The organism is Kangiella geojedonensis, from assembly GCF_000981765.1.
GTDB classification, from domain to species: domain Bacteria; phylum Pseudomonadota; class Gammaproteobacteria; order Enterobacterales; family Kangiellaceae; genus Kangiella; species Kangiella geojedonensis.
In genome coordinates this window covers 2,176,856-2,200,407 of the sequence record NZ_CP010975.1, presented here as the reverse complement: position 1 = coordinate 2,200,407, position 23,552 = coordinate 2,176,856, and the positions used below count along the sequence as shown (strand labels likewise).

The window sequence follows — 23,552 nt, the reverse complement described above, 5'->3', positions numbered from 1 at the left end:
TATTTGCTAAGATGGCGCTAATGAAACGAACTTTACTGATAGTATGTCAAAAAAACCAAAAAAGAAAACCAGTAAACCCATAAGCAAAAATTCCAAAGCGAAACAGGCTCGACGAAAAAAGTGGCGCTCACTGTTTTGGAAGCTTTCCCTTATTTTTGTCGTATTGCTGGCAGGCTTTACACTTTATCTAGACTCCGTCATTCAAAGCAAGTTTAAAGAAAACCGTTGGCAACTGCCTGCTAGAGTGTACGCACAATCGTTAGAGCTGGCTAATGGCAAGCCCATGACGCGAACGCGTTTGCGACAGGAGCTAGAGCTTCTGGGTTATCGCAAAGTGGTCAAAGCCACACGCCAAGGTGATTATGAGAATTATCAAGGTTCTTTCTTTATCCATATTCGTGAATTCCAGTTTTGGGACGGCCAACAAGAATCGTTACCGGTTTCCTTTACTATCCAGTCAGGCCGTATTGCTGGTCTAAAGAATCGTGAAACTGGTGAAACGTTACAGATGGCGCGTTTGGACCCCTTGTTAATTGGTCAGTTCCATCCGAACCGATTGGAAGACCGAATTTTAGTACATCTTGATGACGTCCCTGAGCATTTCAAGCAAGCTTTATTAACTGTGGAAGATCGTGCTTTTTATGAGCATAGCGGTGTGTCACCAAAAGCCATTATGCGTGCTTTGTGGCACAACATCACCAGTGAGGGACGTTCTCAAGGTGGTAGCACCATTACCCAGCAGTTGGTTAAAAACTACTTCTTAACCAACGACAGAACCTTATGGCGAAAATTTAAAGAAGCCATCATGTCAGTGATACTCGAAGTTCGTTATGAAAAAGACGATATCTTGCAGGCCTATTATAATGAAGTATATTTTGGACAAGATGGTGGCCGTGCCATCCATGGTGTTGGCTTAGCCAGTCAGTACTTTTTTGATAAACGTGTTCGTGACTTAACTCCTGCGCAATCAGCAATGTTAGTGGGTATGCTTAAGAGCCCTAGTGGTTACAATCCTCGCCGGAAAAAAGAAGCCGCTTTGAAGCGTCGGAACCAGGTGTTGCGGTTAATGTATGAGCAAAAGCACCTCACTGAACAAGAGTACGAGCAACAGCGTGAAACCACATTATCGGTGGTTAACAAGCCTGAATTGAAATTATCACGAGTGCCTGCATTTATGGATCTCGTGCGCCGCCGCTTGCAGGACTCTTATTCAGAAGACGAGTTAAAGTCAGAAGGACTTCGTATTTTCACCACACTTGATCCAGTGATGCAACGTTACACGGAAGAAAAGGTCGCAAAGACTTTATCCCGTATTGAAAAGTCCAAAGGCATTGAAGACGATTCATTACAAACAGCCGTGATCATTACTTCGAGTCAGACCGGTAATATTTTGGCTTTAGTCGGTGATCGTTATTCGGACAAAGCAGGGTTTAATCGCGCGATTGATGCGAAGCGACAGATTGGTTCAGTAATTAAACCTTATGTTGTTCTAGCGGCATTAGAGAAAAGTGATAAGTATGATTTGGCAACGATTATCAGTGATGAGCCGCTATCGTTGAAACAGCAAGATGGTACTTTATGGCAGCCAAGAAACTATGACCGCGAGTATCACGGGCAAGTGCCTTTGTTCGTTGCTTTGATGAAGTCATACAACATTGCTATGGCGCGTTTAGGACAGCAGGTAGGGATTGATACGGTGGCGGACTTTATTGAGCAGGCTGGTGTCGACGGTGAGGTAAGAGCCTTAGATGCGTTACCTTTAGGAGTTTTGGAACTAACGCCAGTTGAGCTAGCCGGTTTATATCAGTCTTTAGCGAGTGGCGGACTAAAGATTAAACCAGCCGCGATTACTGCTGTAACGGATAATCAAGGGGTGCTATTAGAGCGCTATCCTATTCAGTCTGAGCGTATTGCGTCAGAGCTAAATACCTATTTAGTGAAGGCGGGGATGCAGCTAGTGGTTGAAAAAGGAACCGCGCGTTATTTACATAACCAAAACCCTTTCACTAAATTCGCAGGAAAAACAGGCACCACGAATGACTTGAAAGATTCGTGGTTTGCAGGCTTCTCAGGCGAACACTTGGCGGTCGTTTGGGTCGGTCGTGATGACAGTAAGGAAGCAAACATTACAGGGTCATCAGCAGCGCTTCCAGTATTTACGGATATTTTTAACGGTATACCAACAGAAACCTTAAGGTTGGGTTACGAAGAGAATATTGAGTGGAAGCTTATTGATGCTAAAAGTGGATTATTAGCCAATGACTACTGTGAGGAATCGGTCGAAATTCCGTTTATTCGTGGGACAGCTCCGAGAGAGTATGCGCCCTGTGAACCAGAGGAAGAGGAGTCATTCTTTGGCCTTTAAGTTACATCCAGTATTAGCCGCGGATTGCATCCAGCTTGGGCAGTTTGAGCTGTGCCGAGTGTTGTTGATGAACGATGCCAATTACCCGTGGCTGATTTTGGTGCCACAAGTTGATGGTGTGCGTGAAGTTTTTGAGCTGTCCGATTCACAACAGTTGCAATTAATGGATGAGTCTCATTATGTACTGAAAGCCCTGAATGATACTTTTAAAGCCGATAAGATGAATCAAGCTGCGCTTGGTAATATGGTGCCGCAATTACATATTCATCACGTTGTGCGCTATAAAAATGATGCGGCTTGGCCAGCCCCTGTTTGGGGGAAAGTTGCGTCAGTAGCGTATGGGAAAGAAGATTTAGAGGAGATGGTTGCTAAGGTTAATAAAGTACTTAGCAACCACCAACATTATCGCGCTTACAATAATTAATTAGGGCGCGAAAACTGGAACTGCTCGTTCTCAAGCCATTCGATTTGCGTGTTTGATGGCAATTCGTGAAATGCTTTCCCTAGAGACTCAGCCAGCGAGACCAGGTTAGGGATATGAATAATTGAAGCATCATCATTAGGTTGATGATAATGTGGTTGACCACGCCAAACGGAGATGGCGTGCATCGGTATTCCCGTAACCTTAGCTTTTTCTTTGTTTTGAAACGCTTTCTTTATATCCTCGTTTGAGGCATCTAGCATTGCAAAGGGGGCGTTGTCAGAGCGGAAAAACAGACCCATACGAGGATCTAAAACAGGATCAAGTTGCCAACCCTGCTTTTCCAATTCGGCTTTCAGTGTTGGGTAAAGTGTGGAGTATTTTTCCCCTGTCATCCAAGCACTGTTTAACTTATCTTTTAGTGGTACGCCAACTAACTCGAACATGAAGCCGCTTTCGATTTTGTTCAATGGTAGCCAAGGGTTTTGCGCAAAATACTTTGAACCCTGCAAGCCCATTTCTTCGGCATCCCAAGCTGCGATAATAACGTTGAAAGGTAACTGCTTATATTGCTTTAACGTTTTCGCGAAAATTAATGAGGCCACAACGCCACTAGCATCATCATCAGCGCCATTAAAAATTTGATCGCCTTCGAGTTTAGGATTTACGCCTACATGGTCGTAATGTGCGCCTACGATGAAATAACGATCTGATTTACAGTTACAAGGAATATAACCAATCACATTGGCCGCTTGTAGTGGTTCCCCATCTCGGTTGTGAGCAGTAAACTTCTGTAAATAAGAGTCTTGCTCTGGGATTTTTTGTAACCCGATTTCTTTAAAGCGCTCAATAAGCCAAGACTGAACTTCCGTATTTTCTGTGCTGCCTGTTAAGCGCCCTTGGCGTTCATCACTAGCAAGGTAGTTCATCCACTGGTCAGCCAGTTCATTATTATCTTTGGCATGATCGTTGGCGTTATCATTATCTTGTGCAGCTAAGGTATGGCTAGCCAGAGATACTGTAAAAGCCAAGGCTAATAAGTGTGTGATCTTCAATGTAGAAACTCCTTAGAGATTGGTTCTAATTTATCTTGCACTAACTGAGCAGCAAGCTGCCAATCAATGTCGTCGATATTATCATTACCTGAGGATAGTTGCGTTAGTATGTCAGCTTGAACCTTTCCTCGGCGATAAGCGTCAGCGTAAGGGATGTGATGGAACATGACCATGGAATAACGAGGAATAAACTGAGTCGGGTAATGCTGCTCTAGTTTGAAGGCGATCGCTTTTTTTAGTTGGAACTGTGGATCGCGAACGGAATCGCGCATTTCAACATAGTTTTCTAGTGCCATGTCTGCAATAGCATCAGCATTGTCTCGTCTGGCCGAGGTAAACTCAGAAATAACTTTGCTCCAATCATCAGAGTGTTTGTTTAACAAGCGATAGAGTTCGGAGCAATCCTCAAAGCCACAATTCATGCCTTGGCCATGAAAAGGGACAATGGCGTGTGACGCATCACCAAACAGTAAGATATTGCCATGAGCCCAGTTTTTTGCGCGTACGGTGCCGAGAATGCCTGTGGGGTTGGTAAAGTAATCGTCTGCTAGGTTAGGGATTAACTCCAACACGTCGCTGAATTGTTCTTTAAAAAAGCGCTCAACGGCTTTTTTGTCACTAAACGCTTCAAAGCTGATTGGCCCTTTATTGGGCATGAATAAGGTTACTGTGAAAGAGCCATCTAGATTGGGCAGTGCAATCAACATGTAGCCGCCACGAGGCCAAATGTGCAGCGCTTCTTTGTCAATTTGGAACTGGTTGACGTCACCCGCGGGGATCGTTAGTTCCTTGTAAGAATGCTCAAGCAGATCGGAACTAAAGCCAGTCAAGCCTAAGCTTTCTAAGGAACGACGAGTCTTAGAACCAGCGCCATCAGTACCGAGCAAAATATCGTACTGATGAGTCATAACATCATCGTTTTGCTCATTCTTTAAGTTAATGGTTTGATTCTCAGGATCGATATCAACCAATTTCGTTTCAAAATGAAAAGTGACATTGTTAGTCGCTTCCGCTTCGTCGCGCAGTAAGCTGACTAAGCCCGCGCGTGAAACTGAGTAAATCACTTCTTCAGGTTTTTGCCCATAAGGTTGAAGAGTGAGTTTTCCGGTAACATCATGCAGCATTCTGCCTTTCATTGGTATAAGAAGCTGGTTAACTTTATCCATCACCCCAACTTGTTGAAGCGCTCGAATACCGCGATTGGCTAGAGCTAAATTAATAGAGCGTCCGGCAGGGATACTTGCTTGTCGGATATCCGGAAGCTTGTCATAAACATCGACTTTATACCCACGTTGTCCTAGATAAATACTCATTAAAGAACCGACTAAACCGGCTCCGATCATGGTGATGTGTTGACTCATGAAACAGCTCCTTCAATCGACTTCTTGAGGATACTCACAAAGCGATAGCAATCCTCAAACGAATTGTACTGTGGCGCTGGAGCAACACGAATAACGTTTGGATGACGGAAGTCGCAGGTAACCCCTGCTTTTTCAATGGCATCAAATATCTGCTTACCATCAGCGCCATCCAGATTAACCGTTAGGGACAACTGCGCACCTGACGCCTTAGTGTCTTCTGGTGTCAAGATGTTAATGGTTTGCGGAAGTTCTTGCTCAAGTAACTGGCGTAAATAGCTGGTTAGTTTGAGCGATTTATGACGTAACTGATGAATGCCGCCAGCTTTTTTTATGGTATCAAGCGAGCCACGTATCGCTGCTAAAGACAAGATTGGTGGGTTTGATAACTGCCATGCTTCAGCGCTTTCCATTGGAACAAAATGATTCTCCATCTTAAAGCGAGAGTCTTTGTCATGGCCCCACCAACCTGCAAACCGAGGCAGATCTTTGTTGCTATGATGGCGTTCATGAACAAAGCAACCAGCGACTGAGCCTGGCCCTGAATTCAAATATTTATAGGTGCACCAAGCAGCGAAATCGACGCCCCAGTCATGAAGCTGCATTGGAATGTTACCTGCGGCATGAGCTAGGTCAAAACCAACGTTACAACCTTGGGCGTGGCCGGCTTCAGTGATACTTTTCATGTCGAGGACTTGCCCGGTGTAGTACTGAACGCCAGGCAGCATAATCAGGGCTGTGCTTTCGCCATGCTCTTTAATGGCAGCCAAAATATCATCGTCGCGCAAAGTTTCTTCACCGTCGCGAGGCTTTAATAAAACCATGCTTTGCTCGGGATCAAATCCATGATATTTAATTTGTGATTCAACCGCATAATGATCGGAAGGAAAGGCGTGATCTTCAATAATGATTTTATGACGTTGAGTGGTTGGACGGTAAAAACTGACCATCATAAAATGAAGGTTAGCGGTTAGTGTATTCATGCTAACGACTTCTTTAATCTTTGCGCCCACCAAATCGGCAAAACCTTCACTCAAAAACTCATGATAGGGCATCCAAGGATAATCACCTGAAAAGTGACCCTTAACACCGAGCTTTTGCCATTGTGATAACTCATCATTCACGTATTCGGCGGCCAACCTTGGTTGTAACCCTAAAGAGTTTCCGCAAAGATAAATTTCTTCATCGCCATTGTCTTGTTTGGGGATGTGAAACTCGTCGCGAATATGCTTTAAAGGATCTTGTGAATCGAGTTGTTGTGCGTGTTCTAAGGAAAATAAATTACTCATGTGTAGTCCAACTTATTCGTCACTTTCTAAATCAGAAACGTCAGTTAAAGGGTAAAGAACTGGTCGGCTAGGAGCTGCGTCCAGTTGAAAATGTGGTACTTGTAGGTTTAACCAATACAATCCATCGGTGATGTCATCATTGATAAAGATCATTTCTGTAATGGTGCGATGTACAAGAGTGGTGTCCGTTAATTCATGGCTACCCACAGGCACATTCCAGAACAAGTGGTGATTATGCAAATGACCTTCGTCGTACATCTTGTCGATAGAAGGAAAGTCCACCAACAAGTGGTGGATGTTTGATTGGCTCAACCACTCGATAGCCTCCGTAGTGAAGAAAGGTGGTTGCGCATCATGGCCATAGACTTGTGATGTTTTGCTATCGTTATTAGGTAAGGTTCTGATAGCGACAGCACCCATTAAATCTAAGTCTTCATTGGAAACTTGTTGTTGCAAAGCTTGCTTGGTAATGACCTGATCGGTATCAGCCAGACCAGGATAGTAGCTTTCTTGAGTCTCGCTGGCTTTGATTGGCGTTACTGACAGCACATAACAACTGGTTAGCGAGCTGGATAATGAATCGCCTACAGGAACCCCTTGATTAACAATGTGCTGAACCGTTTCAGTGTGTGTGCCGTTACAGTGTGGGACCATTGAAATAGATTGGACATTACAACTGCCACCACGACGGGTATCACCAACAAAACCTCCAGCCTCCAAGACGTTGGACTGAGCTTTATCCGCACCAAAATGATTCGGCTGATGTTGATCAAAGGTTAACGGGATTGCAATAGAGCAAGCCTGCGATAACTCCAGTTGATACTCAATACCGTCAAACTCAACAAAAGGATTCATGGCAGGAAGTCCTGTTTATTCAGCTTTAGCCATTCGAGAGCGGTTCCATGTAATAAGCGATCTTCGACGCTGGCATCGTAATCCATCGAGGCGATTAACTTTCCAGGCTCTAATTCACCGAGAGGGAATGGGTAGTCAGTACCAAGGGCGAGCTTTTCAGGCCCCATCAAGTTCACCACGTAATCCAACATTCCTTTATCATGAACCAGTGTATCTAAGTAAATTTGCTTTAAATATTTGCGAGGATTGTGGGGGTTATCCACGGTCATTAAGTCCGGTCTAACATTGTAGGCGTGCTCAATACGACCAATCGTGGCAGGGAAGCTGCCTCCACCATGAGCAAAGGCGACCCTCAGGTTTGGATGTCGCTCTAGGACGCCACCAAATATCATTGAGTTAATCGCTAACGACGTTTCTGCAGGCATGCCGACTAACCATGGCATCCAATACTTTTGCATCTTCTCTTTGCCGACCATGTCCCATGGGTGCACAAATATTGCGGCGTCTAATTCTTCAGCCGCAGCAAAGAACTCAGCGAGTTCTGGCGCATTAAGGTTCCAATCGTTAATGTGAGAACCAATTTGGACGCCAGCTAATCCAATTTCTTTTACGCAGCGCTCTAGCTCTTGAATAGCTAAGTCCGGCGCTTGCATTGGCAGGGTTCCCAAGCCAATAAAGCGTTTTGGATATTGCTTAACGACACTAGCGATATGGTCGTTTAAATAACGTGAAAGGTCGTGAGTATCAGCAGGTTTTGCCCAGTAATTGAACATGACGGGTACTGTTGATAGAACCTGAACATGAACGCCATGAACATCACACTCTTTCATGCGTACTTCTGGTGACCAGCAGTTCTCTTCAATTTCACGGAAGAATTTCCCATCAACCATCATGCGCGCACAACCACACTTATGGTGGTCGAGTTGTACAAAGCCACCGTAACCGTAACGCTCTTTTAAGTCTGGCCAGTTTTCAGGAAGTATGTGTGTATGTATATCAATTTTCAGTTGGTTCATAAATTACAGATCCAATTTGTTTTCTTTAGGCATTACTTCACCACAGTGGCTACAAGTGCGATGCTCTTCGCTTTCTAAGAAGCGTTCAAAAACCGGCAAAAAGTCTTTCTCAACATTCGTTAGTTGGAAGTACTCTTCGTAAAGTTTATGGTCACACTTTTCACAGAACCACATGAGTCCATCTTTTTCGTGGTCAAGCCTTTTGCGCTCCACCACAAGACCAATAGAGTTTTCAAAACGAACTGGAGAGTGAGGGACTTTGGGTGGCAATAAGAAAATTTCACCAGCCTTTATTGGGTAGTCCACACGTTTACCCTCTTGAATCGTTCGTAACTCCATTTCACCTTCTAGCTGGTAGAAAAATTCAGGACCTTCATCATAGTGAAAGTCGCGACGACCATTAGGCCCACCGACCACCATCACGATAAAATCATCTTGTTCAAAAACTTGTTTGTTGCAGACCGGGGGTTTTAATAAGTGTCGATGCTCATCAATCCACTTCTGAAAGTTGAAGGGCGGAACTGGCTTACTGAGTGACTCGCTCATGGGTAACTCCTTTCCTTATTCATCAATGGTTGCGATACATTTAAGCTCAATCGCAATTGGTGTTGGCAATGAGCTTATTTCAATGGTGGTGCGACAAGGCTGATTATCAGCGAAGTATTCCGCGTAGATTTTGTTGTAAGTTTTAAAGTCATCTTTCATGTTGGTTAAGAAAACTTGTACATCAACTAATTGATCCCAACTTGAGCCTGACTCTTCCAAAATCCATCGAATATTATCGAACACACTACGGCACTGGGTTTCAATGCAATAATCGGTAATGTTGCCATCTTGATCGAGTGTCACCCCAGGAATCTCTTTACTGCCTTTTTGGCGAGGGCCAACACCAGATAAGAATAATAAATTACCCACGCGTCGAGCATGAGGGTATAAACCGACGGGTTCAGGAGCCTTACTGGATACGAACTTTTCTGACATAAAATCCTCAAGTCTTTAATTGTATAGACCAGTCACACAACGAATAGAGGTCAAGGAGCTGATCAAATAATGGGTTGCTGTTATAGCAATGTATAAAAAATACTCGGTATTTCAGGCGTGTGCAAACGCCTAACATAAGAAAGGGAGAGCTTTACTTATCGAGGATCCACTTACATCCGCCCTGATGAGCGAAGATAAACCCTGATGTTTTTTGGTGTGGAAAGTAATGCATGAGGCTATTTATACCAAAAAAAAGGTATAACAAGCAAGAGAGGTAACTCCCTTGCTTGGCGTATTAATCGCGGAAGTTATTAAACTGGAAGGGCTGCCCTAGCTCTGCTTGACGTACAATACCCATAGCTGCTTGTAGGTCATCACGTTTCTTTCCAGTAACGCGAACCTGTTCGCCTTGTATTGAGGCTTGTACTTTAAGCTTTGATTCCTTAATGAGTTTTGTGATCTTTTTAGCGGTCTCTTTGTCGATGCCCTGCTTAAAAGTAACGGTTTTATAAAAGGTCTTTCCTGAGTGTGTTGCGTCATCAGAAATATCGAGAGCATTAACGTCAATATTACGCTTGGTACAACTACGATAGAAGATATCGATCATCTGATCGACTTGGAAGTCAGCTTCAGCCGTAACTTTTACGCTGTCGCCAGTTTGTTCAAAGCTAGCGTCTACGCCACGAAAATCGAAACGTGTGGTTAGTTCGCGATTTGCATTGTCTACGGTATTCGTGATTTCATGCTTATCGACTTCAGAAACTATATCAAAAGATGGCATGGTATTTTTCCTGTCAATATTTTTGTAATGTTAATGGGCCTAATGGTAACTGGATTAATATTTAATGCATACATTTTTTGGTTCAGTAAAGAAGCGCAGTGCTTCTAAACCACCTTCACGCCCAACACCGGAACTTTTAACGCCACCAAACGGCGTTCTAAGATCTCGCAGTAACCAGCAGTTGATCCAGACGATACCTGCTTCTATCTGCTTAGCAACTCGATGCGCTCGCTTCAAGTCACTGGTCCAGACACTCGAAGCAAGTCCGTACTGAGTACCATTGGCCAGTGAGACGGCTTCTTGGTCATTATCAAACGGCATGATGGTACAGACTGGACCGAAGATCTCTTCTTGGTTGGTTCGGCAGTTATTATCCAGCCCTTCTATGACAGTGGGCTCTACAAAGAAGCCATTCTGGCAACGACCTTGGAGCTTGGTCTGTTTTCCACCCGTTAAGATGCGTCCACCTTCTTCTTGAGCGAGCTCGATATAAGAGAGGACTTTATCCATATGTGGCTTTGACACCAGCGCTCCAAATTGTGTCGTGTCTTTAAGCGGGTCCCCGAGCTTTAATGTTTTGACTCTTTTGACAAACGCCTCTTTAAACTTCTGGTAAATCGGACGTTCGATATAAATTCTTGAGCCACATAAACAGATTTGCCCTTGGTTAGAGAAAGCTGAACGAACCACGTTATCAACCGTGTCTTCAAAATCACAATCAGCGAAGACCAAGGTTGGATTTTTCCCACCAAGTTCAAGAGACAACTTTTTAAACATAGCAGCAGTGACCTTGCTGATATGAGCACCCGTTGCAGTGCCACCGGTAAAGCTAATCGCCTTAATCTTGGGGTGAGTTGTGAGCGGGTTACCTATTGAAGGCCCAGTACCGTGTAAGATATTCAATACACCCGCAGGTAAGCCTGCTTCGATACATATCTTTGAAAAAAGATAAGCGGTCATCGGTGTTATTTCAGAAGGTTTCGCGATAACGGTATTGCCGGCTGCTAAAGCGGGAGCAATTTTCCATGTGAACAAATAAAGGGGGAGGTTCCAAGGGGAAATACAGCCCACAACACCAATGGGATCACGAAGCGTATAGTTAATTGCTTCGTTGCTCATGGCGTGGCTTTCGCTTGAAAATTGCGTGATGGCTTGTGCAAAGAAACGAATATTAGCGGCTGAACGGTAAATATCCACATTTTTAGCCAGTGTGAATGGTTTGCCGTTATCCACGGCTTCAGCTTTTGCCAGTTGATTTGAATGGTAGTCGATAGTGTTAGCAAGTTTAGTCAAGATCGCAGCACGTTCCTCTAGCGATAAAGCCGCCCACTCAGGCTGTGCTTTTTCGGCGGCTTCTACCGCTCGCTCAAGATCTTCTTCTGTCGACTCTGGGAGTTGGCTATAGACCTGACCTGTTGCTGGCTCAACATTATCAATATACTTCCCTTGTATAGGCTCGACTAATTCACCGCCAACATAGTTTCTTATGATTTGCATTGAAGCGTCCTCGTCAGCTTATAAACAGCTTGTACGGCCGCCATCGACAGGTAAGTTAACTCCTGTGATATAACCAGCTGCAGGCGATGCTAGGAAGCCCACGGCATTCGCAAATTCTTGAGCAGTTCCAAAGCGTTTCATTGGAATGATCGATTTTTCTTCCTGCTCCATTTCTTCGATCGATACGCCTTTTTTCTTGGCTTTGTTCTGAATAATAGCTTCCAATCTGACGGTGTTGGTCGCGCCTGGTAGGACATTATTAACGGTAATATTAAACTGTCCTAGTTCGTTAGCCAGTGTTTTTGCCCAGTTTGCTACGGCGCCGCGAACCGTGTTTGATACTCCTAAACCATCCAGCGGTTGCTTTACAGAAGTTGAAATGACATTCACGATACGTCCAAACTTAGCTTCTTTCATGCTCGGTAAGGCCAGCTTCATCAATTCGTGGTTACAGACAAGGTGCTGATTAAATGCAGCAAGGAAGTCAGCAGTGTTAGCCGCGTTTGCTGGACCAGGAGCTGGACCACCGGTGTTATTGACTAGAATATGGATAGCTGCTTCTGGCTCCTGCAAATAATCGTAAACGACCTGTTTGACGTTGTCTGGATTAGTGAAGTCAGCGACTAAAATATGATGATCTTGGCCTTGCGAGTGATCAAGTTCATTTTGAACAGCTTCAAGCTTTTCTTGGTTTCTAGCGAGCAGTACTACGTTAGCGCCTTGTTCTGATAATTGTTTGGCGATAGCTTTACCCATGCCTTGGCTAGAGCCGCAAACTAAAGCTGTTTTTCCGATTAGCGATAAGTTCATAGTAATATCTTTACATTGCTTAAAAAGAATATTTAAGCATATTTAAGCAGGGACTGAAATGGGCTATCGCGTCTTATAGATAGGTGACTTTATTACGGCCATCACGTTTTGATTGATAAAGTGCCTTGTCGGCCTTTATATACAGATCTCGCAGTGTTTCATTTTTGCCAGCGCAAGCGACACCAAAACTGCAAGTTAAGTTATCAACTGGTGTAAATGTGTGGGCTTCAATCAAAGCACGAAGCTTTTCAGAAAACTCCCGAGCATGGCCGGGTTCGGTAGCAGGACACAGTATGGCAAATTCTTCGCCACCCCAGCGAGCGAGCGTATCAGTCTTGCGAATGTTGTTGCTAAGAAGGGCGGATAACTCAATAAGGACTTCATCGCCGGCGAGGTGGCCATGGTTGTCATTAATAGACTTGAAGTGGTCGACGTCCAGCAAGATAAATGCCAAGTGCGAGTAGTTATCTTTGAATGTGCTGTGGCGTTGCTCAAGATACTCTCTATTGTGAAGCCCTGTTAGACGATCAGTCTGAGCGCGCCTCACCAACGCACTGTGTTTTCGAGATTCAACCCTGCGATGTAACGCTAACAAGATTAAACTGGCTAAAAGCGCTATTAAAATAGCGCTATAAGTTAATACTTGATAAATACGTAATTGCTTCGTCATACGGGTTGAAGAAAGGTGACTGAGTATGTCCACGGCAGAATACACGGAGTAGATATCGCCGGAAAAACCTCCGCTGGGGTCACGGTAACCTTTTACAAACTGCACAACTTCAGGGACTGAAATAGCTTTTAAATAGTTCAATTTATCCAGCATAGCAACCACTAAATATGTCGCTTTTAGTGAGCTTCTTTCAGAGTGGCCTTCTTCGCTATAAACCTTGTCACTTGTTCTAAAGGTTTCATTTAAACTAACAATCAGTTCATCGAGGTGCATCATGGTTTCAATTGATTCCCTGTTCTGCTGATTGATGGGTAAGTAATGAATACTGACCCATGCGCGATAGGCATCATAACTGCTGATTGCCGGGTGCCCAGGGAAGGGTGCAAAGGTCTTGGTGTCTTCGGACCAAGAGTTTTGTATGAATTGGTTAATTCTCTGTTGTCGCTCATCGCTTACAACTTGTGAGTTAAGCTTGCCCATATGATGGAGGGCGCGTACTGCAAACGATGTTGCTTTCACTGTTGACTGTTGTCCGAACTCAGGATAGCCCGGATCCCAGAAGCCGCCATCATTGTTTTGATAAGCAAGTATCAGCTGAGCCACAGCTTCAGTGTCGATGGTCCCCAGAGCATCAAGTTGCTCTAAGATAATGACGGAGTCCATGGTGGCGCGAATATTTACTTCGCTATTAGGAAGCGCTGAAAAACCTTTTAGATTTCCGATGGCATTACTCGGGGGCTGGTAATTATTGAGTACAAAATTAATAATGCCAGAGCGGTTAATCTGCTCAGAGGCTCCTAGCTTGACCAAAGTCTCAACAGCGTAGCGCGATAGCCTTACGCTCTCTTTATTGAGAATAGAGGGCTCATCAAAGAGATCAGGGTTATTCACAAAGTAGCCATCAGGGTGTTGGTGCCGAGTGAGCCATTTGATGGTATCGGCGGCGTAAATCGGCGTTTCGCCAGTAGCTGGAATAATGCTGTAGTTTTTGTCTAGGTCGCGATATTTTTGGTAGAAAAAGCCAGAAAGGACAACGCTGATTATCGCTATCCACAAAAGGATCGAACGCTTCGATTTCAAAAATGGGCCTAGGCTCATTAGTACGGCTAATTCCTTATCGGTTAAAGGTTAAGGATTGTACAGTGCCTTAGGCCCAATATATCAAAAAAATTGTGAAATTACCTGCTTAGCGCGCGCTCAAAAGCTTCCAGCGTTTTCTTCAACTCTTGATCACCGTGGGAGGCTGAAACAAAGCCTGCTTCAAAAGCCGACGGTGAAAGATAGACTCCCTCATCCAACATCGCATGATAGAAACGTTTGAAGCGTTCCATGTCGCCTTGCGTTACTTGTTTAAAACTGGTCACTGTTTCGGCATCGTTAAAGAAAAATCCGAACATGGAACCAACATGATTGGTGGTGAATGGAATGCCTTTTTGTGATGCAATCTCGCGCATACCGTTAACCAAAGCTTCTGTGTAGGCAAACAGTGGCTCGTAGAAACCGGGCTTAGATAATTCCTTCAAAGCTGCTAATCCAGCGGCCATTGCTACTGGGTTACCTGATAAGGTGCCAGCCTGATAGACAGGGCCAACAGGGGCCATATAATCCATGATGGCTTTTTTACCACCAAATGCACCGACCGGCATGCCGCCACCAATAACTTTGCCCAGCGTCGTGAGGTCTGGCTGAACCTTGTAATAGCCTTGCGCACCATCAACGCCCATGCGGAATCCTGACATGACTTCGTCGAAAATTAATACCGCACCGTATTGGTCGCAAAGATCGCGCAAGCCTTGAAGAAAGCCGTCAACGGGCGGGATACAGTTCATATTACCAGCGACCGGCTCGACGATAATACAAGCGACCTGGTCTTTATTGGCTTGGAGCAATGCTTCAACGCTGTCCAGATCATTAAAGTCTGCGGTTAGCGTGTGTTTAGCGAAATCGGCAGGAACGCCTGGCGAAGTCGGTTCACCTAAGGTCAAAGCCCCCGATCCCGCTTTGACTAATAAGCAGTCGGCGTGGCCGTGGTAACAACCTTCGAATTTAATGATTTTGTCTTTGCCGGTATAGCCGCGTGCTAAACGAATCGCGCTCATGGTTGCTTCAGTGCCGGAATTAACCATACGCACCATGTCAATTGACGGAATCAGCTCGCAGATTTTTTCAGCCATTTCAGTTTCGACTTCGGTTGGTGCGCCATAGCTCAAGCCACGCTTGGCTGCATCAATCACTGCGTCTAAAACGGCTGGGTGGTTGTGGCCCAAAATCATGGGGCCCCAAGAAGCAACATAGTCAAGGTACTGCTTATCTGAGGCCGAGGTAAAATAGGCACCATCGGCAGACTTAATAAAAACAGGAGTGCCGCCAACGCCATTAAAGGCTCGAACAGGAGAGTTAACGCCACCAGGAATATGCTGCTGGGCACGAGTATAAAGTTCTTCGGAAATGGTCATAATCTTCACGCTATTCTATTTGCTGAATGGGTAACCGAGTCTTGGAGTTTGAGGGCCTAAGAGTGACGTGGCGAATACCAGTTCATCGGTTTTTCAAATTGGGTGAGCTTATCTTCTACGCCGAGGACTAAGGCGAATAACGCCATACGAACTTTAACGCCGTAGTGAGTTTGGCGGAAGATAGCAAGATTTGGATTATCGTTCATGTCATCGCTAAGCTCGTTAGCTTCAGGACGCGAATCGCGTGGTAGCGGATGCATGATGATCGTGTTCTTATCGCAGTGTTGCTTGTATAAGCTTTGGTTGAGACAGTATTTGCCGCGATATAAATTGGCTTCTTCCTGGGTGGTGAAGCGTTCTTCTTGGACGCGGGTTAGGTATATAACATCTTGGCCTTTTAGACCATAGTGGAAATCTTCTGAAATACTGTAGTTAAGCCCCGCATTATCACAAGCGGTTAATACTTTATCCGGCATGGCTAAAGCCTGTGGCGAGATAAAAGTAAATTGGATATTCGGGAACAGGCTCAGGAGTCGTGTTAAAGAATGAACTGTGCGCCCATTCTTAAGGTCACCTATCATCGCGATCTTGATAGTGCCTTTGTCTTTACCAAGGGCTTCCAACTCGTTATAGATGGTGTATAAATCAAGAAGGGCTTGCGTCGGGTGTTCATTAGGCCCATCGCCACCGTTGATGACGGGGACATTACTACCACGGGCAAATTCTGCTACTGAGCCTATTTCAGGGTGGCGCATAGCAACGACATCTGCGTAGTTTGCGGTAACGCGAGCGGTATCGTAAAGGGATTCACCTTTGGACAATGACGAGGTCGTCATACCGACAGTTTCGCGGACGTGACCGCCTAGAAGATTGAAGGCCGTGCCAAAACTGATTCGAGTTCGGGTGCTTGGTTCGAAGAAAAGGTTAGCCAGAATAGCACCATCAAGAATATTGCAGCACTTTACGCGAGTGGCGTAAGGTGTCATTTCATCAGCAACTTGGATAATTCGCTCGACCGCTTCTTTGTCCAGCTGATCAATCGAAAGTATGTGCTGCCCTTGAAATACCATTCGTTTACCCAAATTCTTAGTGACAAGTTACTTGGGACGCAATTCTAACACGAACTGCGCCAGATGTAGCTAAAATTACCGGTTTGAAAGTGGAAATTCAGCCAGAAATGCTTAAAATGGGCACGAAATTTATAAAACAGCCAAGTTTAGAGGTTATTTGTGGAATATAAAAAGTATCGTTGTTTAGTCTGTGACTTTATTTATGACGAAGAGTTAGGCTGGGAAGAAGACGGTATTGCCCCAGGCACGCGCTGGGAAGATGTTCCTGAGGACTGGTACTGTCCAGATTGCGGTGTGGGCAAAGAAGACTTCGAGCTGATGACTGACGAGTTTAAGAAAAGCCTATAAACCACGGTTTTTATACAAAAAAAAAGAACCTCCTTCAAGGAGGTTTTTTTGTGTCAAAACTGTAAGAATTATCAACAGTGGCAGGGCTTTGCGGATAAGCGTATTCTGACAAATGGTCAAACGGAACAGGAGATACGTCATGAATGTAAAGGTCTTATTAGTCACTATAGCTACAAGCCTCGTTTTAGGTTTGAGCGGTACGGCATGGTCAGCGGCATATTTGAAAATTGGGGACATCAAGGGCGAGAGCCAAGCAAATGGGCATCAAGACGAAATTGATGTCTTAAGTTGGTCTTGGGGGACTGAGTCCAATCGCCGAAGAGGGTGTGTTCGAGATTTCCATTTTGTCAAACCAATTGATGTCAGCTCACCGCCGATCTTGATGGGGCAACTGACACAGGAAGTTTACCCTGAGGCTCGGTTGAGTGTGGAGCATGATGGTGACAGTAACCGCTCTCGTTTTGAGTACTTAACCTTGAATTTTAAGAACGTACGGATTGAAACCTTTAACACAGGTGGTTCCGATGGTGCCCCTGTGACTGAACAAGTGAGTTTCAATTTCGAAGAGGTTGAGTATAGTTATTTGCAACAAAGGGCAGATGGTTCTTTCGGCGATAGAGTGACAGCGACTATTAGCGGTCGTCAATGTCGAAATAATTAACCAAAAACAGTGATTATATTATGCAAAGCCTCTCATGCGGAGGCTTTCTTATCTTAATTTGGGTCTGAGCCCATGGGGTAAAATTTAGGCTGTGATTCGATTCGCTCAATCCAACGCTGGATCGCAGGGTATTGGTTGAGATCGAAGCCACCGTCATCTGCAACATGGGTGTAAGCGAACAATGCAATATCAGCGGTGGTTAGCTGATTATTGACTAAGTAATCATTGTTGCCGAGTTTTTGTTCCATAAGGCTAAGTGCCTTATGGCCACCTTCTTGTTTGGATAGGAATTCGTCCCTTCGTTCTTCCGGCATGCCCAAGTATTTGGCAATGAAGCGTGCAACGGCAATATAAGGTTCATGACTGTATTGCTCAAAGAATTGCCATTGCAACACTTCGGCATGCAGGAATCGTTCGGTAGGGTAATAAACTGAACCAGCGGCTAGATAGTTAATGATGGCGTTAGATTCGGACAAACAACGGCCATCATCAAGCTCTAGTACGGGGATTTTGCCACTTGGGTTTTTAGCTTTAAAGGCATCACTAAGGTTGTCACCCTTAAGAATATTGATATCTATCCATTCATGCTGAATATCCAACAACGACATGATGAGTTTAATTTTATAACAGTTTCCAGACCGTATATCGCCGTATACCTTCATGTCAAAAACCTTGTTTTTGTGTGTGATTCTCTTAATTATCCTTCAACTTTTGATCAATGTCAGCTGCGCTGTGTCGCTCATGCAGCTGTTCATGATCTTCGCCCCAAGTACGATTAACTACCCTGCCACGCTGTACGGCTTCTCGACTCTCGATCTGTTTCGCCCAACGTAAGAGATTTTTGTAAGACGCCGCCTCCAAAAACTCGACCGCGTCGTAAGCATTGCCTAGTACTAAATTGCCGTACCAAGGCCAAATCGCGATATCGGCAATCGAGTATTCTTTGCCCGCCATATACTCGTTATTGGCTAAATGCTTATCTAGCACATCTAATTGACGCTTGGCTTCCATGGTAAATCGATCGATAGGGTATTCCATAGGATACGGCGCATAGCTATAGAAGTGACCAAAGCCACCGCCAATATAAGGCGCGCTACCCATTTGCCAGAATAACCATGACATCGCTTCCGTACGCGTGCTGTGTTCTTTGGGTAGGAGCGCATCAAACTTCTCTGAAAGGTACAGCAGAATAGCGCCAGACTCGAAAATCCTTTGCGGCTTTTCAGCCAGGCCATCGCTATAATCCAATATCGCAGGGATCTTAGAGTTAGGGTTAATATCGACGAAGTCACTACCAAACTGATCGCCATCACCAATCTTAATCAGGTGAGCATCATACTCTGCTTGGTTGTGGCCTAACGCCAAAAGTTCTTCCAGCATGATGGTCACCTTTTGCCCATTAGGAGTGGCTAGTGAATATAGCTGGAAGGGGTGTTCGCCCTTGGGAAGCTTTTGCTCATGGCGAGCGCCTGCTGTTGGTCGGTTGATACTCGCCCACTCGCCACCATTGCCAGGGTTCCAAGTCCATACTTTGGGTGGCGTATATCCGTTATCAGTGTGATTACTATCGTTGCTCATGATGATACCTAGATTGAAGAATTGATAGAACCATTGAAGCGCTAACACCCCTAAAGTGTCAATTGAGCGATGTGAATAGCTGCTATGAGCCGTTTGCATTGGTGGCCTACCGGGGTGTATTACGTGCTTAGGATTTGTGAAATGCCGTGATATAACTGTTATTAACAACACGATTGGAATAAAACCTCGAGTTCTTCGTTAAATTAGAAATCAAGTAATCTCTGCGGAAACTAGTATTCCGTAGAAACGTAGAAATAAGGAGCCGTTATTGTCGAATGCTGTGCCACAACTTGATGACTACTGTCGCAAAAGCTTGGTCTTTGCTGTGCAGTTGCTGGGTGATCAGTCCGATGCCGAAGACGTGGTTCAAGCGAGTCTTGAGAAAGCGTTGTCGCATCCAAAAGCTCCCAAGGGGGGGATTGATTTACAGAAGTGGCTGTACCGGGTGGTGCGCAATGCTTCGATTGACCATCTGCGTAAGCAATCGCGAGAAATGCCTTTAGAAGATTCGGCAGCATCGATAGCTGAAAATTCATCTCCTGAAAAGCAGTTGGTGAATCAACAAATCAAACAGCGTTTAAGAGAAGCGCTTAATTTGCTTCCGGTGCATCATCGAGAGTTAGTCGTGCTTCGCGACTACCACGGACATAGTTATGACGATATCGCTGAGATTTTATCGATTGCGAAAGGAACTGTGATGTCGCGCCTGCATCGCGCGCGATTGGCTTTAAGAGAATCCTTGAGTGATATACAGCAAGAACGAGGTAACCAATGAATCACTGTCATGATATTGAAGCGCTTATTAGCGGTTATATTGACCAAGAGTTGTCGCAGCAGAAAGCGCAGCGTGTCAGGCTGCACATCGAAAGTTGCGACAAGTGCCGAAACGTTTACCAAGACTTGCTCGCCATCCGAAAAGAAATGGGGCAGTTACAATACCCTGAGTGCGAGGAAGCTAAACAGGAGAGAATCATGAATGAACCTGTGTCAAAGATGTTAGGAATTGTGGGTTGGGTTCTGCTCATTATAGGTTTGATTGGTTTTATGGGGTGGCAGGCTTTTACTTTTTACACACAACCAGCGGTGCCAACATGGGCAAAGATTGGGGTGCTACTGATTGAGTTAGCCGTGCTGGGATTATTCCTAAGCGTGTTGCGTCAGCGGTTAATTGCAAGAAAAACTGATAAATATAGGAACGTAAAATTATGAGTCATGATATCGAGTTGTACACATTGGAAGAGGTACCGGGTTACAAAGTCGAAAAGGTTTTGGGGTTGGTTCGAGGTAACACGGTTAGAGCACGTCATGTCGGGCGAGATATTTTAGCGGGGCTGCGCAACATTGTGGGTGGTGAAGTGAGCGAATATACCAAGCTAATGGCGGAAAGCCGTGAACAAGCGATAGACCGTTTACTGGATGAGGCGCGGCTACTTGGCGCGAATGCTGTTATCGGAACGCGTTTTACCACTTCCATGGTCGCCAGTTCTGCGGCTGAGTTACTGGTCTTTGGTACGGCGGTGGTGCTAAGTAAAGCAGATTAGCCATCCTGTAGTTGTAACAATTCCTCCTTCACATCATCTATACACAGTGAGAGTTACTCTAAATTAAAGGTAACTCGCTCACTCTTGAGTGAGGCAATCTTTTAATGAGGAAGGTAATTGTGAAAGGTATTGGTATAAATCTGTTATATAAAACGATTCTTTTTGTCGCGACAGTCATTGGCGTGGCTTATATTTTGACCGGTGGCCTCAACCGAGCAGGCTCGCCAGAGTTAGTCACTCAAAAAGCTGACGTAAAAGGTGATATGCCAGCGAGTAAGCACCTTGATTCTATCGTGTTAGGTGCTGGTTGTTTCTGGGGGGCTGAGAAGCGTTATGCGGCGATTCCTGGGGTAGTAGATGCTGTCTCAGGTTACGCTGATGGCGAGGGTATAAAGCCTGAGTATCGTGAAATCATTAAGTCGAAATACCGCTTAGATCCTAACAATTACGCTGAAGTGGTTAAAGTCACTTTTAATCGTAACGAGGTTAGCCTTGAAGCAATCTTGAAAAATTATTTTGAAGGGCACGATCCGACACAAGTAAACCGCCAAGGTAATGACATCGGTACTCAGTACCGTTCAACTATTTTAACCAACTCTTTCGAGCAGCAGGATATTGCAGAGAAAATTAAAACTGAATATCAACGGCTGATGAGCGAAGAAGGTTTCGGTCAAATCGCAACCATCATTAAACCCCTTGATGAATTCCATCGAGCCGAAGAATATCACCAAGATTATTTAGTGAAGAACCCTAATGGTTACTGTCCTGACCATTCGACGGGGGTGGTTTTCGACGACAAAGATAAAGCTCTAAAGGTTGATAACTCTGCCCTGCAACAAGGAAAACAGATTGTGGTTATTGAGCCTCAATCCTATTGCCCATACTGTGAAAAGTTTAAAGAAAACGTCACGAATGATTATCAAGGCACGATTCCCTTAACCTGGCGTTTCGCGACTCAGCTGGATGGACTGGACGTAAAAACAGAAACGTGGGCGACGCCGACGATATTGTTTTTAGAAAATGGTGAGGAAGTGTTTGGTCATCAAGGTTATTTAACCCCAGAAGAGTTTTATGCGGTATTGGGTAAGTTTAAACTGGGTGACAGTGAAGCGTATGATGTTGCGTTCCAACAAGGCACCGATAGTCGCTTCTGCAAAGAGTATGATATTTTTAAAGATACCCCGCCTGGCTTATTTATTGATAAATTAAGTGGCCAGCCTTTGTTTGATACTAAAGATAGATTTAACTCGGAGACCGGTTGGTTATCTTTTACCAAGGCAGTAGACGGTTCAGTGACGTATCACGAAGACAATGCCTTTGGCTTAGAGCGCACTGAAATTCGATCCAAATCATCTGGCATTCACTTAGGTCATGTTTTTGACGATGGCCCAAACGGGCAACCACGGTATTGTGTTAATGCCACCGTGTTAGAGTTTGTGCCTGACACCAAAAGTTAATAAGCCATAATTAGACATAATCTGGTAATACTCTCGCCACTTCAGTAACTTAGACTTATTATCAGGGAAAAGTAACAAGAAGTGGCGATGACATCATCAAAGTATAAAGCTCAGTCCAACAAGCATAATAGCTCAGACAAAAGCTCATACAAAAAATATCTGCACGAGTTTTGGCTTTTCGGCTTAAAGCAGGCTTATGCCTGTATCTTTGGCGGTTTTTTTGCTATTGGTTATGCTGATAACGCGATACTGGTATCCGATTGAGTCGTTGCATCGCTATGATTTTATTTTTGTAGCAGCGGTCCTATTCCAGCTGGTATTGCTGTTATTTAAATTAGAGACCTTAAAAGAAGCCGTCATTATTTTACTCTTCCATATCGTGGCAACGGTGATGGAGTTATTCAAAACCTCGGATGCGATTCAGTCGTGGCAATATCCCGAAGCGTTTATTTTTGGTATCGGTAATGTGCCACTATTTACGGGCTTTATGTACAGCGCCGTGGGGAGCTACTTAGCACGAGTGTCTCGAATCTTTGATTTCCGCTACTCTTATTACCCTAATGTGGGGTTGACCGTTATATTGGTCATTGCCGTTTATGCTAATTTTTTCACGCACCACTACATTTGGGACTTACGGTGGGTTTTACTGTTAGTCACAGCCTTTTTGTTTTATAAAACTCGAATACACTTTAAGGTGATTAAAACACACCGAAGTATGCCTTTGTTGTTAGGCTGGTTCTTAGTCGCTTTGTTTATTTGGTTCGCTGAAAACATTGCGACCTTTGCTAATATTTGGATTTACCCGAATCAAACCAACGGCTGGCAAATGGTATCCTTGTCTAAATTAACCTCGTGGTATCTGCTGATGCTACTCAGCTTCGTCATGGTGACCTTGGTGCAAGGGGTTAAAGATCTCTCAAGGCTAAAAGGGTTTAATCACTGCCAAGATCACGGCGCCTAACAATATCAGTACAGGGATTTCGTTAAAAACACGGAAGTAGGTGTGGCTTTTGTTGCAGCGCCCGTCGGCGAATTGTTTTTGGTACATGCCGCAGATGAAGTGATAAATAATCAGTAGAACGATCAAGGCCATCTTAGCGTGGAACCAGCCAGCTTTGAGATAATACTCCCAGTTGTAAGAGGCCAGCCAAAGCCCAAAGATAACGGTGAGTACCATGAATGGCGTAACAAACCGATAGAGTTTTCGCGCCATGATATTGAGCTGGTTAAAAGCGCCATCGTTTTCTGTTTGAGCTAAGTTAACAAAGATTCTCGGCAGATAAAAAATTCCTGCAAACCAAGCAACCATAAAGAAAAGGTGAAACGTTTTAACCCATTGCATA

General features: G+C 44.6%; 24 protein-coding genes and 1 pseudogene. 9 read left to right on the top strand and 16 right to left on the bottom strand.

Features of this window, described 5'->3' with window-relative positions:
• Nucleotides 1-43: 43 nt before the first annotated feature.
• Together mrcB and TQ33_RS12140 are read left to right on the top strand one after the other, a co-directional pair.
• Nucleotides 44-2,365, top strand: a complete 2,322-nt coding sequence (gene mrcB / locus TQ33_RS10105) for a penicillin-binding protein 1B (RefSeq protein WP_046561931.1) — start codon at nt 44-46, stop codon at nt 2,363-2,365.
• The gene (locus tag TQ33_RS12140; RefSeq protein WP_046561930.1) at nt 2,355-2,789 is read left to right on the top strand and encodes an HIT domain-containing protein; all 435 of its coding nucleotides are present in this window, start codon (nt 2,355-2,357) and stop codon (nt 2,787-2,789) included. The genes mrcB and TQ33_RS12140 overlap by 11 nt, the downstream gene beginning before the upstream one ends.
• On the opposite strand, the gene TQ33_RS10095 is transcribed toward TQ33_RS12140, so the two are convergent.
• From TQ33_RS10095 to TQ33_RS10035, 13 genes are all read right to left on the bottom strand, one after another.
• Nucleotides 2,786-3,841 carry a M28 family peptidase gene (locus tag TQ33_RS10095; RefSeq protein WP_046561929.1) on the bottom strand — a complete coding sequence of 352 codons (1,056 nt, stop codon included), beginning with the start codon at nt 3,839-3,841 and terminating at the stop codon, nt 2,786-2,788. The genes TQ33_RS12140 and TQ33_RS10095 overlap by 4 nt on opposite strands.
• The gene (locus TQ33_RS10090; RefSeq protein WP_046561928.1) at nt 3,838-5,202 is read right to left on the bottom strand and encodes an FAD-dependent oxidoreductase; all 1,365 of its coding nucleotides are present in this window, start codon (nt 5,200-5,202) and stop codon (nt 3,838-3,840) included. The genes TQ33_RS10095 and TQ33_RS10090 overlap by 4 nt, the downstream gene beginning before the upstream one ends.
• The gene (kynU, locus tag TQ33_RS10085) at nt 5,199-6,488 is read right to left on the bottom strand and encodes a kynureninase (protein ID WP_046561927.1); all 1,290 of its coding nucleotides are present in this window, start codon (nt 6,486-6,488) and stop codon (nt 5,199-5,201) included. Before kynU ends, TQ33_RS10090 begins: the two co-directional genes overlap by 4 nt.
• Nucleotides 6,489-6,500: 12 nt before the next feature.
• Nucleotides 6,501-7,343 (bottom strand): cyclase family protein, encoded by an 843-nt coding sequence (locus tag TQ33_RS10080; protein WP_046561926.1) that lies wholly within the window; start codon nt 7,341-7,343, stop codon nt 6,501-6,503.
• Nucleotides 7,340-8,359, bottom strand: coding sequence for an amidohydrolase family protein (locus tag TQ33_RS10075; RefSeq protein ID WP_179944369.1), 1,020 nt, complete (start codon nt 8,357-8,359; stop codon nt 7,340-7,342). The genes TQ33_RS10080 and TQ33_RS10075 overlap by 4 nt, the downstream gene beginning before the upstream one ends.
• 3 nt (nt 8,360-8,362) lie before the next feature.
• Nucleotides 8,363-8,905, bottom strand: coding sequence for a 3-hydroxyanthranilate 3,4-dioxygenase (locus TQ33_RS10070; RefSeq protein WP_046561925.1), 543 nt, complete (start codon nt 8,903-8,905; stop codon nt 8,363-8,365).
• Nucleotides 8,906-8,920: 15 nt separating this feature from the next.
• Nucleotides 8,921-9,340, bottom strand: coding sequence for a RidA family protein (locus TQ33_RS10065; RefSeq protein WP_046561924.1), 420 nt, complete (start codon nt 9,338-9,340; stop codon nt 8,921-8,923).
• 295 nt (nt 9,341-9,635) lie between these two features.
• The gene (locus TQ33_RS10060; RefSeq protein WP_046561923.1) at nt 9,636-10,121 is read right to left on the bottom strand and encodes a YajQ family cyclic di-GMP-binding protein; all 486 of its coding nucleotides are present in this window, start codon (nt 10,119-10,121) and stop codon (nt 9,636-9,638) included.
• 54 nt (nt 10,122-10,175) lie between these two features.
• Complete coding sequence (locus TQ33_RS10055) at nt 10,176-11,618, bottom strand: aldehyde dehydrogenase (RefSeq protein ID WP_046561922.1); 1,443 nt, start codon at nt 11,616-11,618, stop codon at nt 10,176-10,178.
• Between the two features lie 18 nt (nt 11,619-11,636).
• Nucleotides 11,637-12,428, bottom strand: coding sequence for an SDR family oxidoreductase (locus TQ33_RS10050; protein ID WP_046561921.1), 792 nt, complete (start codon nt 12,426-12,428; stop codon nt 11,637-11,639).
• Nucleotides 12,429-12,501: 73 nt separating this feature from the next.
• Nucleotides 12,502-14,178 (bottom strand): diguanylate cyclase domain-containing protein, encoded by a 1,677-nt coding sequence (locus tag TQ33_RS11700; protein WP_169745472.1) that lies wholly within the window; start codon nt 14,176-14,178, stop codon nt 12,502-12,504.
• A 98-nt stretch (nt 14,179-14,276) separates the two neighbouring features.
• Nucleotides 14,277-15,554, bottom strand: coding sequence for a glutamate-1-semialdehyde 2,1-aminomutase (gene hemL, locus TQ33_RS10040; RefSeq protein ID WP_046561920.1), 1,278 nt, complete (start codon nt 15,552-15,554; stop codon nt 14,277-14,279).
• Nucleotides 15,555-15,610: 56 nt separating this feature from the next.
• Nucleotides 15,611-16,624, bottom strand: coding sequence for an aspartate carbamoyltransferase (locus TQ33_RS10035; protein ID WP_046561919.1), 1,014 nt, complete (start codon nt 16,622-16,624; stop codon nt 15,611-15,613).
• A 159-nt stretch (nt 16,625-16,783) separates the two neighbouring features.
• On the opposite strand from TQ33_RS10035, the gene TQ33_RS10030 reads away from it, so the two are divergent.
• Together TQ33_RS10030 and TQ33_RS10025 are read left to right on the top strand one after the other, a co-directional pair.
• The gene (locus TQ33_RS10030) at nt 16,784-16,972 is read left to right on the top strand and encodes a rubredoxin (protein WP_046561918.1); all 189 of its coding nucleotides are present in this window, start codon (nt 16,784-16,786) and stop codon (nt 16,970-16,972) included.
• Nucleotides 16,973-17,111: 139 nt separating this feature from the next.
• Nucleotides 17,112-17,633 carry an Hcp family type VI secretion system effector gene (locus TQ33_RS10025; protein ID WP_052735280.1) on the top strand — a complete coding sequence of 174 codons (522 nt, stop codon included), beginning with the start codon at nt 17,112-17,114 and terminating at the stop codon, nt 17,631-17,633.
• 53 nt (nt 17,634-17,686) lie between these two features.
• On the opposite strand, the gene TQ33_RS10020 is transcribed toward TQ33_RS10025, so the two are convergent.
• On the bottom strand, nt 17,687-18,295 hold the full coding sequence (locus TQ33_RS10020; RefSeq protein ID WP_046561917.1) for a glutathione S-transferase family protein: 609 nt from the start codon (nt 18,293-18,295) through the stop codon (nt 17,687-17,689).
• A gap of 31 nt (nt 18,296-18,326) precedes the next feature.
• On the bottom strand, nt 18,327-19,211 hold the full coding sequence (gene yghU, locus TQ33_RS10015) for a glutathione-dependent disulfide-bond oxidoreductase (protein ID WP_046562453.1): 885 nt from the start codon (nt 19,209-19,211) through the stop codon (nt 18,327-18,329).
• Between the two features lie 268 nt (nt 19,212-19,479).
• On the opposite strand from yghU, the gene TQ33_RS10010 reads away from it, so the two are divergent.
• The 5 genes and pseudogenes from TQ33_RS10010 (at nt 19,480) to TQ33_RS09990 (ending at nt 23,170) form a co-directional block, all read left to right on the top strand.
• Nucleotides 19,480-19,986, top strand: coding sequence for an RNA polymerase sigma factor (locus TQ33_RS10010; protein WP_228640144.1), 507 nt, complete (start codon nt 19,480-19,482; stop codon nt 19,984-19,986).
• A complete protein-coding gene (locus TQ33_RS10005; RefSeq protein ID WP_046561916.1) occupies nt 19,983-20,420 on the top strand; it encodes a zf-HC2 domain-containing protein in 438 nt (145 codons plus the stop codon). Before TQ33_RS10010 ends, TQ33_RS10005 begins: the two co-directional genes overlap by 4 nt.
• The gene (locus TQ33_RS10000; RefSeq protein ID WP_046561915.1) at nt 20,417-20,752 is read left to right on the top strand and encodes a YbjQ family protein; all 336 of its coding nucleotides are present in this window, start codon (nt 20,417-20,419) and stop codon (nt 20,750-20,752) included. Before TQ33_RS10005 ends, TQ33_RS10000 begins: the two co-directional genes overlap by 4 nt.
• A gap of 140 nt (nt 20,753-20,892) precedes the next feature.
• A complete protein-coding gene (gene msrA, locus TQ33_RS09995; RefSeq protein ID WP_407638292.1) occupies nt 20,893-22,209 on the top strand; it encodes a peptide-methionine (S)-S-oxide reductase MsrA in 1,317 nt (438 codons plus the stop codon).
• A gap of 87 nt (nt 22,210-22,296) precedes the next feature.
• Nucleotides 22,297-23,170: pseudogene (locus tag TQ33_RS09990) on the top strand (DUF817 domain-containing protein).
• Here the strand turns inward: TQ33_RS09990 and TQ33_RS09985 are convergent.
• Nucleotides 23,132-23,551, bottom strand: coding sequence for a CopD family protein (locus TQ33_RS09985; RefSeq protein WP_046561913.1), 420 nt, complete (start codon nt 23,549-23,551; stop codon nt 23,132-23,134). The pseudogene TQ33_RS09990 and the gene TQ33_RS09985 overlap by 39 nt on opposite strands.
• Nucleotide 23,552: the final 1 nt, after the last annotated feature.

Excerpts from the sequence above, each read along its gene's own strand:
- TQ33_RS10035 (WP_046561919.1), bottom strand. The coding sequence starts at position 16,624 with ATGGTATTTCAAGGGCAGCACATACTTTCGATTGATCAGCTGGACAAA.
- TQ33_RS10070 (WP_046561925.1), bottom strand. The coding sequence starts at position 8,905 with ATGAGCGAGTCACTCAGTAAGCCAGTTCCGCCCTTCAACTTTCAGAAG.
- mrcB (WP_046561931.1), top strand. The coding sequence starts at position 44 with ATGTCAAAAAAACCAAAAAAGAAAACCAGTAAACCCATAAGCAAAAAT.
- TQ33_RS10065 (WP_046561924.1), bottom strand. The coding sequence starts at position 9,340 with ATGTCAGAAAAGTTCGTATCCAGTAAGGCTCCTGAACCCGTCGGTTTA.
- TQ33_RS10090 (WP_046561928.1), bottom strand. The coding sequence starts at position 5,202 with ATGAGTCAACACATCACCATGATCGGAGCCGGTTTAGTCGGTTCTTTA.
- TQ33_RS10055 (WP_046561922.1), bottom strand. The coding sequence starts at position 11,618 with ATGCAAATCATAAGAAACTATGTTGGCGGTGAATTAGTCGAGCCTATA.
- TQ33_RS10020 (WP_046561917.1), bottom strand. The coding sequence starts at position 18,295 with ATGAAGGTATACGGCGATATACGGTCTGGAAACTGTTATAAAATTAAA.
- TQ33_RS10000 (WP_046561915.1), top strand. The coding sequence starts at position 20,417 with ATGAGTCATGATATCGAGTTGTACACATTGGAAGAGGTACCGGGTTAC.
- kynU (WP_046561927.1), bottom strand. The coding sequence starts at position 6,488 with ATGAGTAATTTATTTTCCTTAGAACACGCACAACAACTCGATTCACAA.
- TQ33_RS10080 (WP_046561926.1), bottom strand. The coding sequence starts at position 7,343 with ATGAATCCTTTTGTTGAGTTTGACGGTATTGAGTATCAACTGGAGTTA.
- TQ33_RS10060 (WP_046561923.1), bottom strand. The coding sequence starts at position 10,121 with ATGCCATCTTTTGATATAGTTTCTGAAGTCGATAAGCATGAAATCACG.
- TQ33_RS09985 (WP_046561913.1), bottom strand. The coding sequence starts at position 23,551 with ATGCAATGGGTTAAAACGTTTCACCTTTTCTTTATGGTTGCTTGGTTT.
- TQ33_RS10050 (WP_046561921.1), bottom strand. The coding sequence starts at position 12,428 with ATGAACTTATCGCTAATCGGAAAAACAGCTTTAGTTTGCGGCTCTAGC.
- hemL (WP_046561920.1), bottom strand. The coding sequence starts at position 15,554 with ATGACCATTTCCGAAGAACTTTATACTCGTGCCCAGCAGCATATTCCT.
- TQ33_RS10075 (WP_179944369.1), bottom strand. The coding sequence starts at position 8,359 with ATGAACCAACTGAAAATTGATATACATACACACATACTTCCTGAAAAC.
- TQ33_RS10025 (WP_052735280.1), top strand. The coding sequence starts at position 17,112 with ATGAATGTAAAGGTCTTATTAGTCACTATAGCTACAAGCCTCGTTTTA.
- yghU (WP_046562453.1), bottom strand. The coding sequence starts at position 19,211 with ATGAGCAACGATAGTAATCACACTGATAACGGATATACGCCACCCAAA.
- TQ33_RS10005 (WP_046561916.1), top strand. The coding sequence starts at position 19,983 with ATGAATCACTGTCATGATATTGAAGCGCTTATTAGCGGTTATATTGAC.